Annotated in this window: 15 protein-coding genes, 1 tRNA gene and 2 pseudogenes; 8 read left to right on the plus strand and 10 right to left on the minus strand. The window is 55.9% G+C overall.

The annotated features are described in order from the left end of the window. Positions 1–208: 208 nt before the first annotated feature. The 3 genes from ACVBEG_RS02410 to ACVBEG_RS02420 are packed head-to-tail and all read left to right on the plus strand — an operon-like array spanning position 209 to position 2,180. Positions 209–817 carry a LemA family protein gene (locus tag ACVBEG_RS02410; protein ID WP_322181606.1) on the plus strand — a complete coding sequence of 203 codons (609 nt, stop codon included), beginning with the start codon at positions 209–211 and terminating at the stop codon, positions 815–817. Then, a complete protein-coding gene (locus tag ACVBEG_RS02415; protein ID WP_322181603.1) occupies positions 817–1,536 on the plus strand; it encodes a TPM domain-containing protein in 720 nt (239 codons plus the stop codon). The genes ACVBEG_RS02410 and ACVBEG_RS02415 overlap by 1 nt, the downstream gene beginning before the upstream one ends. Positions 1,537–1,562: 26 nt before the next feature. Next, positions 1,563–2,180 carry a TPM domain-containing protein gene (locus ACVBEG_RS02420; RefSeq protein WP_322181601.1) on the plus strand — a complete coding sequence of 206 codons (618 nt, stop codon included), beginning with the start codon at positions 1,563–1,565 and terminating at the stop codon, positions 2,178–2,180. Between the two features lie 59 nt (positions 2,181–2,239). On the opposite strand, the gene ACVBEG_RS02425 is transcribed toward ACVBEG_RS02420, so the two are convergent. Continuing rightward, positions 2,240–3,250 carry an alpha-xenorhabdolysin family binary toxin subunit B gene (locus ACVBEG_RS02425; RefSeq protein ID WP_322181599.1) on the minus strand — a complete coding sequence of 337 codons (1,011 nt, stop codon included), beginning with the start codon at positions 3,248–3,250 and terminating at the stop codon, positions 2,240–2,242. 16 nt (positions 3,251–3,266) lie between these two features. Beyond that, on the minus strand, positions 3,267–4,472 hold the full coding sequence (locus ACVBEG_RS02430) for an alpha-xenorhabdolysin family binary toxin subunit A (RefSeq protein ID WP_322181597.1): 1,206 nt from the start codon (positions 4,470–4,472) through the stop codon (positions 3,267–3,269). A 285-nt stretch (positions 4,473–4,757) separates the two neighbouring features. Here ACVBEG_RS02430 and ACVBEG_RS02435 point away from each other — a divergent pair, with 285 nt between their 5' ends. Beyond that, positions 4,758–5,975 (plus strand): class I SAM-dependent methyltransferase, encoded by a 1,218-nt coding sequence (locus tag ACVBEG_RS02435; RefSeq protein ID WP_322181595.1) that lies wholly within the window; start codon positions 4,758–4,760, stop codon positions 5,973–5,975. On the opposite strand, the gene ACVBEG_RS02440 is transcribed toward ACVBEG_RS02435, so the two are convergent. Then, positions 5,976–6,872 carry a DMT family transporter gene (locus ACVBEG_RS02440; RefSeq protein ID WP_322181592.1) on the minus strand — a complete coding sequence of 299 codons (897 nt, stop codon included), beginning with the start codon at positions 6,870–6,872 and terminating at the stop codon, positions 5,976–5,978. A 133-nt stretch (positions 6,873–7,005) separates the two neighbouring features. After that, the gene (locus tag ACVBEG_RS02445) at positions 7,006–8,052 is read right to left on the minus strand and encodes a DUF4917 family protein (RefSeq protein ID WP_323566304.1); all 1,047 of its coding nucleotides are present in this window, start codon (positions 8,050–8,052) and stop codon (positions 7,006–7,008) included. Positions 8,053–8,233: 181 nt separating this feature from the next. On the opposite strand from ACVBEG_RS02445, the gene yiaY reads away from it, so the two are divergent. Together yiaY and ACVBEG_RS02455 are read left to right on the plus strand one after the other, a co-directional pair. Further along, a complete protein-coding gene (gene yiaY, locus ACVBEG_RS02450) occupies positions 8,234–9,382 on the plus strand; it encodes an L-threonine dehydrogenase (RefSeq protein ID WP_322181588.1) in 1,149 nt (382 codons plus the stop codon). A gap of 19 nt (positions 9,383–9,401) precedes the next feature. After that, positions 9,402–9,731 carry a DUF2025 family protein gene (locus tag ACVBEG_RS02455; protein WP_322181586.1) on the plus strand — a complete coding sequence of 110 codons (330 nt, stop codon included), beginning with the start codon at positions 9,402–9,404 and terminating at the stop codon, positions 9,729–9,731. A gap of 83 nt (positions 9,732–9,814) precedes the next feature. Here ACVBEG_RS02455 and ACVBEG_RS02460 read toward each other — a convergent pair whose 3' ends face one another. Further along, positions 9,815–10,489 carry a TIGR02466 family protein gene (locus ACVBEG_RS02460; RefSeq protein ID WP_323566305.1) on the minus strand — a complete coding sequence of 225 codons (675 nt, stop codon included), beginning with the start codon at positions 10,487–10,489 and terminating at the stop codon, positions 9,815–9,817. A 542-nt stretch (positions 10,490–11,031) separates the two neighbouring features. On the opposite strand from ACVBEG_RS02460, the pseudogene ACVBEG_RS02465 reads away from it, so the two are divergent. Continuing rightward, positions 11,032–12,039: pseudogene (locus ACVBEG_RS02465) on the plus strand (PDC sensor domain-containing protein); the annotation flags it as partial. Positions 12,040–12,384: 345 nt separating this feature from the next. Beyond that, a pseudogene (locus ACVBEG_RS02470) lies at positions 12,385–12,897 on the plus strand (methyl-accepting chemotaxis protein); the annotation flags it as partial. Between the two features lie 190 nt (positions 12,898–13,087). Here the strand turns inward: ACVBEG_RS02470 and ACVBEG_RS02475 are convergent. The 5 genes from ACVBEG_RS02475 to ACVBEG_RS02495 all read right to left on the minus strand — a co-directional run bounded on the left by ACVBEG_RS02475 (position 13,088) and on the right by ACVBEG_RS02495 (position 17,019). Further along, positions 13,088–13,161, minus strand: a tRNA-Gly gene (locus ACVBEG_RS02475). A gap of 193 nt (positions 13,162–13,354) precedes the next feature. Continuing rightward, a complete protein-coding gene (locus ACVBEG_RS02480) occupies positions 13,355–14,239 on the minus strand; it encodes an alpha/beta fold hydrolase (RefSeq protein WP_322217703.1) in 885 nt (294 codons plus the stop codon). A 308-nt stretch (positions 14,240–14,547) separates the two neighbouring features. Beyond that, entirely contained in the window at positions 14,548–15,240 is a 693-nt protein-coding gene (locus tag ACVBEG_RS02485) for a pseudouridine synthase (RefSeq protein ID WP_322181576.1), read from the minus strand. Positions 15,241–15,284: 44 nt separating this feature from the next. Next, the gene (locus ACVBEG_RS02490; protein WP_416152008.1) at positions 15,285–15,524 is read right to left on the minus strand and encodes a cysteine-rich CWC family protein; all 240 of its coding nucleotides are present in this window, start codon (positions 15,522–15,524) and stop codon (positions 15,285–15,287) included. Between the two features lie 7 nt (positions 15,525–15,531). Beyond that, positions 15,532–17,019, minus strand: a complete 1,488-nt coding sequence (locus ACVBEG_RS02495; RefSeq protein ID WP_322217698.1) for a sensor domain-containing diguanylate cyclase — start codon at positions 17,017–17,019, stop codon at positions 15,532–15,534. Positions 17,020–17,078: the final 59 nt, after the last annotated feature.

Here is a 17,078-nt window from a genome sequence, read left to right on the forward strand (position 1 = left end):
TGAGCCTGTTGCGCTTATTGTCGATCAGGGCGAAGGGGTCGCCACTGAACTCTTTGTCGCGCAGAGCATCTTTAGCGCAGGGAGTTTTAGCGTATTGCGCGTTAGCAATCCAGTCTTGACCGGGGATTATGCAGCGGATCGTCTGGTTTGGCTAAAGTCAGTCTGTCGGGTCAGAATGAATAAGCATTTCAAACGGGGAGAAAAGGACATGCAAACACAACGGGGCTTTCGTTTCAGTTGGTCCATGACGGCGCTGATGCTGCTGAGCACGTTATTGGCCGGTTGTGGCATCAACAACATTCCGACCTATGACGAGCAGGTGAAGGCTGCCTGGGCGCAGGTGCAGAACCAGTATCAGCGTCGGGCCGACCTGATCCCCAATCTAGTCGAGACTGTGCGCGGTTATGCCAAACAGGAACAGACCACCCTGACCGCTGTCATTGAGGCGCGGGCCAAGGCCACGTCGATTCAGGTCGACGCCAGCACCTTGAACGATCCGGAAAAACTCAAGCAGTTCCAACAAGCTCAGGGTGAGCTCACTAGTGCGCTGAGTCGTCTGATGGTGGTCTCCGAGCGTTACCCGGACCTGAAATCCAACCAAAACTTCCTTGCCCTGCAATCGCAGCTTGAAGGCACGGAAAATCGCATCGCCGTGGCGCGCAAAGACTTCATCGCGTCGGTCGAGCGCTACAACACCGAAATTCGTACCTTCCCCGGTCGCCTCTGGCACACCGTGATGTACAGCGATCTGCCGATCCGGCCGAACTTTGAAGCCACGACGCCAGGCTCCGAGAAAGCCCCTGAAGTGAAATTCTGATGCGCGCCCTGCGGCTGTCCCTGGTGGGTTTACTGTTGGCTTGCGCCACGGTGACTCTGGCCGCGCTGGTGTTTCCGCCCATGACCGGACGCGTGGTCGACACCGTGCACCTGATAGATGCGCAAACAACAGCGCAACTGTCACACATGCTTGAGGCTCATGAGCAGGCGACCGGCGAGCAGGTTGTGGTGGTCACGCTGCCCAACCTGCAAGGCACCAGCATTGAGGATTATGGTTACCAACTCGGCCGTTTCTGGGGTGTCGGGCAAAAGGGCAAAGACAATGGCGCGTTGCTGATTGTTGCCCGCGATGATCATAAAGTGCGGATTGAGGTGGGCTACGGCCTTGAAGAACGCCTGACCGATGCCCAGTCTTCGGTGATCATCAACCAGATACTCACCCCGGCGTTCAAGGCCGGTAACTTCTCCGGCGGCATCAGCCAGGCCGTGCAGGCCATGATCCAGGTGCTCGGAGGCAACCCGCTGGCCGAGCCCGCCGCCGACAATGGCTCCGGCGATGCTATGCAGAACATGGTGTACCTGGCGCTGTTCTTGATCTTTATCGTGATGAACATGCTCTGGGGCAGAGGACGAGGCGGTGGCGGTGGCTTCATGGGCGGCATGGGCGGTTTTGGCTCTGGAGGCTCACGCTCTGGTGGTGGCGGCTTCAGTGGCGGTGGTGGCAGCTTCGGCGGCGGCGGCGCGTCCGGTAATTGGTAAATGATGGGTCCTATAGGTGATCGCACATGGCTTTACTGAATAAAGAAGAACAGCGCGAGGTCGCCGAGGCCGTTCGCCGGGTCGAACAACGAACCGATGCCGAACTGGTCACGGTGCTGGCCGCACAGGCCGACGATTACACGTACGCGCCGTTGATCGGGGCTGGGCTAGTGGCGCTGTTGCTGCCTGGACTGATCAACTATTACCCAGGCTGGCTGAACGCCAATCAGCTGCTGTTGGTGCAGATGGCCACTTTTATCGTTGCCGCACTGATCATGCGCGTTCCGGCGGTGACAACCCGTTTGATCCCCAAATCCGTACGCCATTGGCGTGCTGGTAACCTGGCTCGCCGCCAATTCCTCGAGCAGAATTTGCACCATACGCTCGGCGGTACCGGCATCCTGATCTTCGTCTGTGAAGCTGAGCGCTATGTTGAAATCATCGTAGACCGGGGCATCAGCAGCCGTGTGGACGACACTGTCTGGAAAGCGCTGATCGAGGTGTTCACTCAACAGGTCAGTGACGGGAAGACCTTGCAAGGGTTCCTGGGTTGCATTGAAGCCTGCGGCGAATTGTTGGCGACCCATGTGCCTGTGACGCAGACGCGCAATGAGTTGCCGAATCGGTTGGTGGTGCTGGGGTGACCGGCAAGTGAAAGCAGATGACGGTTTCCCAGGCATCTGCTTTTGCGGCGAGAGATTGATTAGAGTGTGCGGGTTACAGTGTAAAAAGAATGCACATAGGCCTTCAGTTGAACAAGGTGCTGAGAAAAATTCTCGTCGAGCAGAACGTCATTGCTGTTTGAACCTAGAAAGATCTGAAATGATTTAGCGACTTTTTGGGCCTCTTGCACCCAAACGGTTTTGGTCTGCTCGACATTGGCCAACCCCATAAGTTGATTGGACTGATCGATAAGGGTGTTGATCTCAGCGTCAATATCACGGGATTGGGTAGTAAGGGCGTTATAACGATTGCGCAGCTTATCCCTCTCGTTGATGAGGTCTACGTAGTTAAGCGTGCGACTGACATGCTCCAGTAACTTCTCCAGTCGGCCTGCCGCCAGCTGAATCGCCGCAATTTCTGGCATCTCTATATTCAAGGCACCCAACTCTGCGGCGGTAGGTAACGTGTCCTTGAACAGGTCCGCTATATTATATTTTTCAAAAACCTTGATGGCTTCACTCAGCGTGCGTCGATCATCGACAATGTTGCTGAGCTGAACATTAAGCCCGGCGTTTTTCTGGGTCAGTGTGTTGATTCGGTTTTGCAATGTAGTGTGTAACGTGCCGTCTTTCAATTTCAGGTTGATTGCACTGATGTCATCGGCACCCCGGGAGATGGATCTGGCGCCTTTTTGAATGGAGGTGATTACGGTGGCGATAATCCGCATTTTCTCTTGGTTCAGCAGATCAATGCCGCGTTGTTGTTGGGCTGCCGTTAATCGATCGCTGTCTTTGATTTGCTGGATTTTGGTGTCGATAGGCGCCAGGTGGGTAGTGTCCAATATGACGAAGACATTTCTTAATTCGTCCCGGAATACCTGATCCGCACGGTTGATGGTGATATCCAGGTGCTGAAGTTTTTCGTCCATTGCCGAAAGGAACGCCAGTCGCAGAGACATGGCTTGCACATTGATCAGTTGTTTGGACGCCGCCATGACCGACAAGTCAGGGCTGGAAAATGGCAAAGAGGTGTTCAGTTGATAAACGTTCATTTCATATCCTTATGAATCAATAATGCCGGCTAAGTTTGTATTCGGTGAGTGCGCTTTCGAACGCAATCAGTAATTCGTGGGTGTAATTTTTGATGGTATGCCACGGAGAAACGACGCGCTCAAATCGTACGGCAAACGTCAAAAGATCATGGGTGTTATTGATGCTCTCGAGTTCTTCCGCAGAATGATCGATGTACTTGGCCAGAACGGCCCACATGTCTTCAAGGTTCTTCGAGCTTTGTTCGGCATCCAACATGCGAATTTCCATATTTTGGAAATGTAAACTCAACCCGTGCAGAGCGGCAACGAGTGGACGTTTTATTTTAAGGGAGCTAATTTTTTTGTTTTTTTCAGCGATAAGACTATTTTTTTCCTTGCGGATTTTTTCCGCTTTAGCACCAAGAATTCCACCGACAACGATGAGACCTATAGGGCCCCCAAACCCTCCCCATGCGACGTTAGTAGTTAGCGATTTGTATTCTTTGTTTTTTTGATCGATCACGCTCGTCAGTTCGTCAATATCCTTTTCCAAATCTGTCACTTTCTGATTGAGATTGGACGTGCTCGTGAGGGTGATTTTATCGTTCACGCTCGGGATCAACTGTTCCGCAAGCGTCTTTGCAAAATGTGTGATTTTTTGTTTTACGTCATGGGTTTCTTTTTTTGATTTCGCGATGTCGGCTGCGATTATATTTAAATAAGAAACCAGCGCCGTTTTGATTTTCTGGTCTTTTGGATTCAAGGGTGCCAATGGCAGGTCCTGAATGCTTTCAAGTGACAGGTCGGCGACGGTCAACTCCAGTTGGTCCAGAATGTCCATTCTGTCGATGATGTTCAGAATTCTTTGGCCGGAGACGGTAAAGCTGGTTGCAAATATATCCAGTGATGTGCCAACCAGTTTTATTTCACTTTCAAGGGGTGCCCAACGCTTGGCGTGGGCGTTGATGCTCGTATAGGTCTGCAGGATGTCTATGGGCTCAAGGCCCTTAATGTTACTGGTTTTGAAACCGAGGTGGTTCTCCACCTCAGCAAGTGTCAACGGGAAGTTCAAACTTTGTTTTTCATAACGCTTGATAGTCAGAATGTCTTCTTTTGTCAGAATTAGCGCTGAGCCGCGGCCACCATTTTGTTCTGCTGTCGTGGAGATTTTCAAGTAATCGAGCGGTTTTGTTACAGCGTGTTCCAAGGTGTCGTCGTTTTTTAGTTCAATAAGCTTGTTCATAGAGTGGGCACTTCCTGTGCGTGATAATAAAAATTAATAGCGGACACTGCAGTCTGTTTGCTCATTAGACGCTCTTAAATATAGCCGGATTTCAGTCTGCGCACTTTACGTTTTGGGATTTGGCTCGGAAGTTATTTCATCAGTTGTTGTAGGAAATGTTCGCGTCATATTTTGTCTGGCTCGCTATAGGGCGCTTTACCTATAAGAAAATAATCGTACGTTTCTACCATCAACTCTTCTAAAATGGCCGCCTCGTTATTTTTAGCCCGTCCGAGGCGCTTTCCAATGTCAGCCACTGCAACGTCCACCCAGTCTGTGCCGGATCATCGTGCGCAGTTTTTGAGCCTGCTGGACACCAGTCTGTCGCAGAACTCCTTTATCAAGCTGGTACTGGCCAAGTACGTCGGCGCTGAGGTGGAGTTGCAGCGCATCATCATCAAGCTGACGACGATCAAGGAGCTGCCGCACCTGTCGTTCGTGTATCGCTATAAAACCCGCGACATCACCAAGAATTTCCCGCTGGCGGAAGGGGTCGAGGTGATCGCGGGTTTATTGCCCGAATCGTTCAAGAACGCGCACTTGTTATCGTTGACTGACGAAGTGCAGTTGGAATACAGCAAAAAAGGTAAAAGTACGCTGTTCACCAGCAAGGCCCAGCAGCAGCGCGAAGCGCCCTCGGTCGAGCATGATCGTGAGAAGAAGCGCTTTCTGGAGCTGAATCGACCATTTTTGACCGACTTGGGCGTGACCAATAAACAGCACGAACTGATCCCGTCCATGTCGCGTAAGTGGAAGCAGATCAACAAGTTCATTGAGGTGTTTTCCCATGCCTTGAGCACCTCGCCGCTGGCGCTGGATCAGCCGATCAAGGTCTCGGACTTTGGTTCGGGCAAGGGCTACCTGACCTTTGCGATTCACGATTACTTACGCAACACCTTGCACGCAGAAGGCCATGTCACCGGGGTCGAGTTGCGCGAGGACATGGTCACGCTGTGCAACAACGCCGCTGCGCGCTTGGAGCATCCGGGGCTGGTGTTCCAGCATGGCGATGTGCGCACTGTGGCGCCCAGTGCCATCGACGTGATGATTGCCTTGCACGCCTGCGATATCGCCACCGATTACGCGATCCACATGGGTATTCGTTCCGGGGCGTCGATCATCATGTGCTCGCCGTGCTGCCATAAACAGATCCGCTTGCAGATTCAAAGCCCGACGCTGTTGCGGCCAATGCTGCAATACGGTTTGCACATGGGCCAGCAGGCAGAAATGGTTACCGACAGTTTGCGTGCCCTGTTCCTTGAAGCCTGCGGTTACGAGACCAAGGTGTTCGAGTTCATCTCGCTGGAGCACACCAACAAGAACAAAATGATTCTTGCGGTCAAACGCGCCGAGCCGCTCAAACAGCCGGAGTTGTTGAGCAAAATCCAGGAATTGAAAGCGTTCTACGGTATTCAGGAACACTGCCTGGAAACCCTGCTCCAGGCAGACGGCTACATCAGCTGATTAGACTCGGGTGGTGATCGGCTTGGGCGCAATGACCGTGGTCTTGCGTCCCAACATCACCGTAGCGATGACGCCGGCCGCGAACACCCAGGTAATTGGCTCGATGTGCTCACCGAAAAACAGCGCTGAAAAGACGATGGTGAAGAAAATCTGCAGCAGTTGCACCTGACTGACTCGCGAGATGCCGCCCATGGCCAGGCCGGCATACCAGGCGAAGAAGCCGATGAATTGCGAGAAAATCGACACATAACCAAATGCCCACCACGTGCCGGTGGAGATCGGTCCTTGATGCTGCAATGCCAGATAAATCACCGGCCCGAGCAGCAGCGGGCTGGACAGGACCAAGGCCCAACAGATCACCTGCCAACCCCCCATCTGCTTGGCCAGACGGCCGCCTTCGGCATAACCCAGCCCGCCGATGGCCACCGCCGCCAGCATCCACACGTCGCCCGCCTGAATATTCCCCGCACCGCTGATCAACGCATAGCCGAGCACCAGCGCACTGCCCAATGCCGCACAGGCCCAGAAGGCTTTCGATGGGCGCTCATGTGAGAGCCACGCCGCATAGATCGCCACGCACAAGGGTTGCAGGCCATTGACCAGCGCGCCGTGGGACGCAGGCAGGGTTTTCATCGCCCAGGCGGACAGCACCGGAAAACCGACAATCACTCCAAGCGCTACCAGACTCAGACCTTTGATCTGCGCCCAGGTCGGCCACTTTTCGCGCTGCCAAAGCAACAGCGCCGCGGCTGGAATCGCCGCCAGTAATGCGCGGCCCAGGCCATTGAGGAGTGGGTGGATTTCCTGGACCACGATGCGGGTCATGGGCAGCGTCAGACTGAAAATAATCACCCCGATCAGGCCCAAGGCCATACCGGTGTTTTCGCGAGAGGACATGATCGAAACGTGGCCTTGTTGTTATGGGATACAAGAGCATCTCATCTAGCCACAAACCGACCCGCACGCGCCCTCACAGCTACAGAGAGATTTATCCGTACAGTTCGGGTGCTTCTTCAGGCGTGAATTGCTCTCAGCGCTTTGAGCCCACTGGTTTCGGTGCGCTTACAGTCGTATTCAGACGTTCGACGGGCACCGACAATTCAGGGCTGCCCAGCGGGTGGGTCTTGGCATCGAAGAACTTCAAGGTCACATCCAGCCCCGCGAAGACGCTGCTGTAGTGCCGCTTTTGGTGTTGGATAAAGGCGGCGCTGCGCGGGTAAATGGAGAGGGCGATGGTCTTGACCCCGGCATGCCTGATCGCGTCGACGATGTGTTTGTCCTGGGTGCCAAGGGCGTGGCCGAAGATGCACAGGGCGTCTTCATGAGTCGCAAGTTGCGAGTAGCAGAAAGACAGGTAATCCGAGTGGCGGATCATCTTCAGCTTGTTCTCGCTGTTGTCTTCGCTGATGAATAGCGGCACGTCGTCCAGGGCATTGATGGCGAAGCTGCCCAGCAGGGTGCTTTCCGATGACAGCAGTTTGCGAACGCTGCCATCAAGGTTTTTCACAAGGTGCAAGCCGCCGTGCAGATAAAGCATGCGCGTGGCATTGGTCGGCGTATTGCTGAGGTCGAAAGTGGCGTCATCGTCGAACAGGTCGTTGAAGGCCTGCGGCGACTGCATCACGGCCCAATAGCAGAGCAAGTCATAGTTGGTCGAATAAACAGTACGGTACTGGCTGAGTTCTTGATTGAGACGGGTCAGGGTACTTTCTTCCACCAGACGCCATGGAATGTGGACTGAGCGCACGGCGTGGATCAGGGCTTCTTTAATCGCGAAATACCGATTACGTGGCGATGAAGAACTGATGGTCAGTGCTGCGTTGACCCTCATGGTGGTTTTCAGCGCACTCAGGATCGGCTCGAAATTGCTGGTGTTTATGGCCTTGAATACGGCGAGTTCGGTATGGCTCAACGGTTTGTTACGGGTGGTCTCGGCTTTTTCGAAGAGCGAGTCGTAAGAAAAGTTCTTCCACACCGCCATGCTCGCGCCGTTTCCGATCAGCAAACCGGAAAATGGGGTGGTCGCCCGCAGCTCATTCCAGTCTGCAAGCTCAGCGTCAAAATCCGTGAAGTCCATAGTCTCTGTTCGTCGTCAGGTCGGGGAAAGGCAGCGCCGGGACTTTATCACGCCTATCGGCTGATCCCGACGTTGATGCCGGTATTGAGCCAGATCAATGCGAAATGTTTGCAATCAGAAGATGCTGCACGCATTCGCCAAACCGGATCGACTGGCTTGGCTTGGTTACAGGGGACTTGCCATGAGCAGCACTTTCTTTATTCCTGCGGTGAACATCATGGGCATTGGCTGCATGGCCGAAGCGATGACCGCCATCCGCAACTTCGGATTTCACAAAGCGTTGATCGTAACCGACGTCGGGCTGGCCAAGGCCGGTGTTGCGGCGAAAATCGTCGGGTTGTTGGCCGAACAGGACATCGATGCCTTGGTGTTCGACGGCGCACAACCCAACCCTACCGTGGGTAACGTTGAGAAGGGCCTGGCGCTGCTCAAGAACAGCGGCTGCGATTTCGTAATCTCCCTCGGCGGCGGCTCGCCCCACGATTGCGCAAAAGGTATCGCATTGTGCGCGACCAACGGCGGGCACATCAGCGACTACGAAGGTGTCGATCAGTCGGCCAAGCCGCAGTTGCCTGTAGTTGCAATCAACACCACGGCGGGCACAGCCAGCGAGATGACGCGGTTTTGCATCATCACTGACGAAGTCCGCCACATCAAAATGGCCATCGTCGACCGTAATGTCACCCCCGTGCTCTCCGTCAACGATCCCGGATTGATGGTCGCGATGCCTAAAGCGCTCACGGCAGCCACGGGCATGGACGCACTGACCCACGCCATTGAAGCCTACGTCTCAACGGCCGCTACCCCGATCACCGATGCCTGCGCCCTGAAAGCCATGGCGCTGATCGCCGATAACCTGCGCCAGGCCGTGGCCAATGGCAGCGACATGGTTGCGCGGGAAAACATGGCGTATGCGCAGTTTCTCGCGGGCATGGCGTTCAACAACGCCTCCTTGGGTTACGTGCACGCGATGGCTCACCAATTGGGTGGCTTCTATAACTTGCCCCACGGCGTGTGCAACGCAATCTTGCTGCCCCATGTCGAAAGCTTCAACGCCAGCGTCTGCCCGTCACGGCTGACCGACATTGCCCACGCCATGGGTGAAGACACGCGCGGCCTCTCCCCCGACGACGGCAGCCGGGCGGCCATCGCCGCGATTCGCAATCTGTCCCGTGCCGTCGACATCCCTGCGGGCCTCAGAGAACTGGGCGTCAAGGAGGAAGACATTCCAACCCTGGCTGCCAACGCCTTGAAAGACGCCTGCGGCCTGACCAATCCGCGCCCGGCTGAACAGCTTCAGATCGAAGCGATTTTCCGCAGCGCACTTTGATACGTCCCAGAGGCTAACCATGAGCATTACCTCCAGCGTCATTTGTGACGCTTCCGACCTGCTTAAAGGCTTTGTCGGCTACCACCACAAAGCGGACCGGTACATCGTTCGTTTCAGCGAAGACGCCTTTGGCATGGACGTGCCCGACCATACCATCACGCCGACTCACGAATTCGTCTGGCAAGCTGGTGATAACCAGGTCATGACACTCAAGCGCGACCTGTTGGCGTTGTTGCTGGAGCAGAACATTGATGACCGGCTGAACATCACCGAGCCACTGCGGGTTTATGTAAGACGCGTGGATTTGCCGGAGATAACGGCAGTGCGGAAATTGAAGGGCGGGGTGTGAAGAGGCTCGAACGTCAGGACAGACCTGTGATTCCAGAACAGGAAACCGGTGTCTGTCCTTGATGGCACTGCGATAACGTCGGCTCAAATAGCAAAGTTGAACGCCACGGAAATCCTCGGCCGATCACCTTCGTAGCGACGCACAGCGTGCATTAGCCAGGAGGGAAACATCAGCAGCGTACCGCTTGAGGGCGTGACTGTGCTCGCGTAGCCTGCCGCCAGACAACCCGCGATGCGCATGCGCAGGGCGGGATTGAGCAGCGCCGGTGTGATCCCACGCGGGTCGATGAATTCCAGTTCGCCTCCGAGTTCAGGATTGTGCCCGCGACCGCCATCGTCTACCCAATACACTCCAGACCAAAATGCCCCCGGGTGCGCATGTAATGAGTTGGAGTGGCCCTTGCGGTTGATATTTGCCCATGCGCTGTAGCGCCACTGCAAATGAGCTTCTATGAGACCGTGCTCCGGCGAGCTGATGGCTGACAGCTGGTTGGCCAGCTCCTGTGCGAAGGCGACCAGTTTTGCGCCAGGCTCACCAGCCCACGTGGCGAAGTCGTCCTGAGATTGCCAGCCGCCATCGTTACTGTGCAATGTGCCAAGGTCGTGTGCCGAACGCTCCAGGATGACCGACCGCAGTTGTTCGTTCAGAAGCTCATGCTCTGGGTGGATCAAGCTGGCGATAGGCGTGGCGAATAGACGAGTGATCTTGATCAGGTCAGCATCGACCTGATCTGAACACGCGTGACTGTTGGCAGGCATGATGCGGATATCCGGGTTGAAGTGGATATTTTATACACTCCCCGGCGCGACTATCTCCAGTCTCATCGGGTAACGGTTCTGGTACGTATTCGGTACATGGGGCTAACCGATCACGATCATCGGCGATCCGTGTGGCCTCGACCCAAAAAGGCCTCGATCTCAAGTTACGAGGCCCAAGGCCGTTACAAATATATAACTACAAGAATATGGCGGGTAACACCGTATGCGACTCTCGCCATCCTCCCGGCCGGTCCACTATGAGAACACTTATGTTCGATAACTTTTCTATCCGCCTGAAGATTGTATTGCTCTCAGGACTTTGCCTGCTGGGTGTGGTTGGATTGATCGTCGGGATGAATTTTTACCAGACTAACCAGAATGACCAACTGGTCGGCGCCTCAAGCAAGAAAATGCTCACCGACAGTGTGCAGAACCTGTTACAGGCAAAGGCGACGGAAAAAGCGCTACGGGTACAAAAGACATTTGGTGACAGTCTGCTGGTCGTCAATGCAATGGCCGACCAAGTCGTCGACATACGCACCATGGCCGGTCACCGCTCACTGGACGCCGCCGCGCTGCGCGAAGAGCTCAACCACAGCCTGGGCACCGTCTTTGAACGCAACACCGGCGTGCTGGGCATCTGGCTATCCTTCGAGCCTAACGCACTGGATGGTCGAGACACCGAGTTTGCCAATGACGCTAAGCACAGTGCCAACGAAGTGGGACGGTTTTCCTCTTACTGGAGCCGTGCCGATGACACTAGCCTGAACACCGTCATTCTCGAAAGCGACATGACCAAGACTGAACTGAACCTCAGCGGCATGCCCTACAACACCTGGTACACGTGTGCGCTCCATAGTGGCAAGACCTGCCTGCTTGAGCCCTACGCCGACACGGTCGGCGGCAAACTGGTGTTGATGACAACCATCGCCGTGCCCGTTCGTGTCGACGGCAAGGTCATCGGTGTGGTGGGTGTGGACCTGGCCCTGAGTTCGCTACAGGCAGAGGCGGTCAGCTCCCAGAAAGAACTGTTCGACGGCGCCGGGCACATGCTGATTGTCTCGGGCAGTGGCTTGTTGACAGCCAACAGCGTCGACGCCGGCACCCTGGGCAAAGGCATTGAGCAGGTCTTGGGCGGCGACGGTAAGGACATCCTCCGGGCGATCGGCACCAACAAGGTCAGCGTGGTCAAACAGGGCGACGTGATCCGGGCGATTTTTCCGGTGACACCGATCCCCGGTGCTACCCCTTGGGGTGTGGTCATCGACTTGCCAGAACAGGTGCTCCTGGCCGACGCGGTCAAATTGCAGGCCGTGCTCGACGCCGCGAAAACCAGTGGCACCGTCAAGGCTCTGTTGGTCGCAGCCCTCGCGGGTCTACTGGGTCTGCTGCTGATCTGGCTGACGGCCTCGGGCGTGACTCGGCCGATCAACAGTGTGGCGGCCATGCTCAAGGACATTGCCAGCGGTGACGGCGACCTGACACAGCGCCTGAAATACGCCAAGCGCGATGAACTCGGTGAACTGGTCAGCTGGTTCAACCGCTTCCTCGACAAACTGCAACCGACCATCGCCCAGATCAAGCAAAGCATCACCGAAGCCCGTGCAACCGCCGACCAGTCTTCAGGCATCGCCCGTCGTACCAGTGATGGCATGCAGGTGCAGTTCCGCGAAATCGATCAGGTGGCAACAGCCTCCAACGAGATGAGCGCCACCGCCCAGGACGTTGCGAGCAATGCCTCAAGTGCGGCCAGTGCTGCTCGGGGTGCCGACCAGTCGGTCAAGGACGGTTTGACGATCATCGAGCGCAGCACACGCGATATCACCCTGCTGGCCGAAGAAGTCAGTAATGCCGTGACCGAAGTCGAAGCGTTGGCGGTCAATAGTGAGCAGGTGGGTTCGGTGCTGGAAGTGATCCGCAGCATTGCCGGGCAAACTAACCTGTTGGCCCTCAATGCCGCCATCGAGGCTGCGCGTGCCGGCGAAAGCGGGCGCGGTTTTGCGGTAGTCGCCGACGAGGTACGCAACCTCGCCAAGCGCACCCAGGATTCCGTGGAAGAGATTCGCCACGTGATCGAGCGCATCCAAAGCGGCACTCGCGGCGTCGTGCAGACCATGCATTCAAGCCACAGCAAGGCCCAGGAGAACGCTGAGCACATTCATCAAGCGGTTCAGGCTCTGAGCAAAATCAGTGACGCAGTCACGGTGATCAGCGACATGAACCTGCAGATCGCCAGCGCGGCCGAACAGCAGAGCGCCGTTGCCGAAGAGGTCAACCGCAACGTCTCGGCCATTCGCACCGTCACCGAGACCCTTGCCGGTCAGGCCACCGAGTCGGCGCAGGTCAGCCACCAACTCAACGCCTTGGCGACTCACCAGATGAAACTGATGGATCAGTTTCGCGTTTGAAGGTCTTTCGCGGTGAGTCAAATGCTCAGAGGAGATTTGACTCACGGCAGCGGCTTGCGCGTTAAGCCGTCATTTCCCCATGGCCGACCGCTATACGAAAACTTACAGGCATAAAAAAACCGGCTAAGAGGCCGGCTTTTTGGTTTTCACTGCTCTCCGCTATACGCGGGAACATGTGAAATCAGGAAATTGGAGCGGGTGGCGGGAATCGAACCCGCGTGATCAGCTTGGGAAGCTGGAGTAATACCATTATACGACACCCGCTTTGAGCGGCTGACTTTGTACCAGATGTCGGCGCTGAACTGAAGCGCTATTTTTTCCAAGTGGGTTTTTCTGGCGTTTTTTTCGGGTAAACCTGCTGCGTGACAGATTACGTCGTCACGTGAAACACGCATTCCCTGTAAGCGCTGCCGAAGACTGCGCTCGATAGCGACCTACAGGGGCGAGTGATTTCAGTTCACAGTGCAAATGCATGGTGGCTCTGTACCTGGGTGTAGCGTGGCCGTTTTGCAACGGGTGCGGGCTTGAGGAAACTCAACAAGGCCTCTTGCGAGTCGCGGCAGGCGGCTTTGTGTTCCATGTCCAGAAAGTGGCCGGTGGCCCGGAGGGTGCAGAACTCGCTATGGCGCACGTGGTCGCCGAAGAGCTGCGCGTCGTCTGCTGCGGTGTATTCGTCCCACTCGCCGTTGAGGAACAACACGGGCACGTCGATTTTTTTCGCAGCGTCGAGGTAGCACAGTTGATCAATGGTCAGTACTTGGCTGATATGAAAGTGCATTTGCACGTATTCATGGATATCCAGGCTGCTGACATGCCGGTAGTTGAAGCGCTTGAACAACGACGGCAAGTGTTTACCGATGGTGTTGTTCACCAGATAGCCGACCTCGTGGCGATCAAACGCACCGAGGTGCTTGACGCCGCGTTCGAGGTAGTCGCGCATGTGTTCGTTGACCACGGGTGAGAACGAGCTGATGACAGCTTTTTCAATACGTCGTGGTTTCTGCGCCAAGGCAATCAAGGTTGCTGCGCCGCCCCAGGAAAAGGACAGCACATGTTCGGCGGCGAAGTGGTCGATCAGCTCAAGCAGGATCTGACCTTCGAGCTCTTTGGTCAGCGGCTGCCGGTGCAGGTTGTGCGCTTTGGATTTGCCCGCGTAGGGTTGGTCGTACAGCACCACGTTGAATTGCGGGTGCAGGTTGCGAACAGTCTGAGCAAAGGACGCAGTAGTGGCCATCGAGCCGTTGACCAGAATAATGGTCTTTTCTGCGGCATCTGCGCGGTAGAACTCCGTGTAAACCCGGAACTGACCTTGTATATCAAGCACAGCGATTTCTGGCCTCATAACATAGACTCCTGGCGAAAACAGGTATGCGCGCAAAAGAGGTTGCACGAGTTTCGTGACAGGTAGGCATGCGCCTGGAAAGGGGGGCCCATGTCGATCCGAAACGATCTGTTCGACAGGTATTGTTATTGGCGGGCGGTTTGTCGGCACGGAACCTGAGGTTCTCGAGACGGCAAAAAGTTTCTTAGAATGAGTGGGTGACCAATCAGTCACATGGAGACTGACGATTGGATTCAAGCAGGCTCGGGGACAACCCGCAAGTGCCGTTGGTAAATTGTTGGACAACTTCTGCTGAGTGGTCGGTTTGATCAGATCGCGAGGATTTCTTCGGTGCTCAAGGCGCGGTGTTGCCCAGGCGCCAAATCGGCGTCCAGTTGCAGGGGGCCCATGCGCTCGCGATGCAGGCGCAGGACTTTATTGTTGAAGTGGCCGAACATGCGTTTGACCTGATGGTAGCGGCCCTCGACGATGCTCAGCCGCGCGCAGTGAGGCCCCAACAGGGTCAGTTCGGCGGGCTGAGTGGTGAGGTCTTCAAACGCGAAATAAAACCCTTCAGCGAATTTTTGTACGTAGTCGTCGCTGATCGTTTGCTCGGTTTCTACGTAGTAAATTTTTGCCAGCTTGGTCTGCGGCTGGGTCAATCGTCGCGACCACACACCGTCATTGGTGATCAACATCAGGCCCGTGGTGTTGAAATCAAGTCGACCGGCGATGTGCAGGTCTTCTTTGTCCGGCTCATCCAGCAAGTCGAGCACCGTTGGATGCTGTGGGTCGAGCGTCGCGCTGACGCAGCCCGGTGGTTTGTGCAGCATGAAATAGCGTGCCGGTTTGCCGGCTTGCAATACGTCGTCGTCGCATTCCACACGGGTGAACTCACGCACCTCGTGAAGGGGGTCGCTGACGGTCTGACCGTCGACCTTGATGCGCTTGGCCACCAACGCAAATCGCACATCTTTGCGGCTGAAGCGCGGCAGGTTGCTGAGGAATCGATCAAGACGCATGGCAGTGACAGACGACCGGGAAAGGGGCGGGCATGGTACGCGATCTAGTCGTTGGGCTTCGACTGAACGTCGGTTTCGATCTGTGCGCAACGCGGGCACAGGCAGGCAGCATTGCGCACTTCCAGCGGCAGCGCTTGGAGTACAGTCGGGTCGATACTGACTGAAAAGCACCAGCAGGGTTGCGTCGCCGTACGTGGGTCGGCGAGGGTGCAGCGGTTGCTGGCGCCGCAGACCGGGCAGCGGTCAGGATCGATTGAGCTTTTTTCCATCGTCTGGCTGTGCATGGCGCGCCTATTCAAACTGAGACCGGGCCCTCTCCATGCACACCCGATTGCGCCCAGTGTGTTTGGCGCGATACAACGCGTGGTCGGCGCGGGCAATCAGGCTGTGCAGGGTGTCGTCAGGCTGCAGTTCAGTCAGGCCAACGCTGACGGTGATCTGCAACGACGTGGCGGAAAAGGTGTAGGAGTGCTGCTCTGCCAGCAGACGGATTTTTTCCGCGACTTGCTGAGCGCTGGCGCTGTTGGTGTCCTTGAGCAGGATGATGAACTCTTCGCCGCCCCAGCGACAAATGATATCCGACTGACGCAGGCAGCTTTGCAGGTCCTGAGCGAAGCCTACGAGCACTTCATCGCCCGCCAGATGGCCATGGTCGTCATTGAGACGCTTGAAATGGTCGATGTCGATCAGTAGCGCCGCCAAGGGCTTGGGCTCGCGTTGCGCTTCCTGCATGGCCTTGAGCGCCATCAAATCGAAGCCGCGGCGATTGGGCAGGCCCGTGAGGCTGTCGAGGGTGGCCTGGGCTTCGATCTTACGCTGATAGCGGCCGATGGCCCGGTGCAGCAAGAACATGACCACCAGTGTCACCACCAGGCAGATGAACAGGTTCAGGTACAGCGACTGGCGGATATCGGTGAGGGCGCCGTCTTCCTGTTTGTCGACGAACAGGTACCAGTTCAGTTCTGGGATGAAGCGCACGTTGAGAAAATGGTTCTGGCCTTGCGTCTGGTATTCGAAACTGCCGGTCTGTGGCCTCGGCAGTTTGTCGTGCAAGTCGTTCAGGCCCGGCATGTCCTTGAGGGACTGGCCGATGACGGCTCCCAGTGGTCCACCTTGAGCGCCCGTGAGCACAATCCGGCCGAAGGCGTCGACGAAATACACGCTCCGTTGATACCGCTGCTGATAACGATCGATTAGCTTGATCACCGCATCCACGGTCAGGCCCACACCCGTGGCGCCGATGAAGTTGTCTTTGTAATCGAACACCTTGTAGTTGATGAAGAAGGTCAGGTTGTCCTTGTTGGCCATGTCTGGATCGACGTTGATTTCGTAGGGCGCAGCCATGTCGCGTACCCGGTAGTACCAGATGTCGCGTGGCTCATTGGCGTCGATTTTCTTTAAGACGCCTTTGGCCTGGTAATACTTGAGGCTGGTATTGGAGACAAAAAAGGCCGTATAGGCACTGTAGTGACTCATGACTTCGTTGAGGTAACGGGTCATTTGTTCCGGGTCGTGCTCGCCAGCCACCACCCAGTCACGCATGAAGGTGTCACGAGCCATCATTGATGAGATCAGGATCGGCCGGACCAGGTCTTTCTGGATCTCCGAATACACCGTGTCCGAGGTCAACGGCAGTTCGGTGTTGACGATGCTGTCGCGAATCGACGCCCGCGAGGCGTAATAACTGAGCAGAGATGTCGCCAGAAAACCGCTCCCCAGCAGGACCACCAACGTCAGGATCAACGAACGCTGGGAATTGAGTGGAGAGCGAAGTGGCATGACGAGTCCGGTGAGGAGAAGATCAATAGAGGTCGCATGCTAGCGTGTTGCTACTGTTC

It is taken from the genome of Pseudomonas sp. GG8 (assembly GCF_052976945.1).

Excerpts from the sequence above, each read along its gene's own strand:
- ACVBEG_RS02410 (WP_322181606.1), top strand. The coding sequence starts at position 209 with ATGCAAACACAACGGGGCTTTCGTTTCAGTTGGTCCATGACGGCGCTG.
- ACVBEG_RS02415 (WP_322181603.1), top strand. The coding sequence starts at position 817 with ATGCGCGCCCTGCGGCTGTCCCTGGTGGGTTTACTGTTGGCTTGCGCC.
- ACVBEG_RS02420 (WP_322181601.1), top strand. The coding sequence starts at position 1,563 with ATGGCTTTACTGAATAAAGAAGAACAGCGCGAGGTCGCCGAGGCCGTT.
- ACVBEG_RS02425 (WP_322181599.1), bottom strand. The coding sequence starts at position 3,250 with ATGAACGTTTATCAACTGAACACCTCTTTGCCATTTTCCAGCCCTGAC.
- ACVBEG_RS02430 (WP_322181597.1), bottom strand. The coding sequence starts at position 4,472 with ATGAACAAGCTTATTGAACTAAAAAACGACGACACCTTGGAACACGCT.
- ACVBEG_RS02435 (WP_322181595.1), top strand. The coding sequence starts at position 4,758 with ATGTCAGCCACTGCAACGTCCACCCAGTCTGTGCCGGATCATCGTGCG.
- ACVBEG_RS02440 (WP_322181592.1), bottom strand. The coding sequence starts at position 6,872 with ATGTCCTCTCGCGAAAACACCGGTATGGCCTTGGGCCTGATCGGGGTG.
- ACVBEG_RS02445 (WP_323566304.1), bottom strand. The coding sequence starts at position 8,052 with ATGGACTTCACGGATTTTGACGCTGAGCTTGCAGACTGGAATGAGCTG.
- yiaY (WP_322181588.1), top strand. The coding sequence starts at position 8,234 with ATGAGCAGCACTTTCTTTATTCCTGCGGTGAACATCATGGGCATTGGC.
- ACVBEG_RS02455 (WP_322181586.1), top strand. The coding sequence starts at position 9,402 with ATGAGCATTACCTCCAGCGTCATTTGTGACGCTTCCGACCTGCTTAAA.
- ACVBEG_RS02460 (WP_323566305.1), bottom strand. The coding sequence starts at position 10,489 with ATGCCTGCCAACAGTCACGCGTGTTCAGATCAGGTCGATGCTGACCTG.
- ACVBEG_RS02480 (WP_322217703.1), bottom strand. The coding sequence starts at position 14,239 with ATGAGGCCAGAAATCGCTGTGCTTGATATACAAGGTCAGTTCCGGGTT.
- ACVBEG_RS02485 (WP_322181576.1), bottom strand. The coding sequence starts at position 15,240 with ATGCGTCTTGATCGATTCCTCAGCAACCTGCCGCGCTTCAGCCGCAAA.
- ACVBEG_RS02490 (WP_416152008.1), bottom strand. The coding sequence starts at position 15,524 with ATGCACAGCCAGACGATGGAAAAAAGCTCAATCGATCCTGACCGCTGC.
- ACVBEG_RS02495 (WP_322217698.1), bottom strand. The coding sequence starts at position 17,019 with ATGCCACTTCGCTCTCCACTCAATTCCCAGCGTTCGTTGATCCTGACG.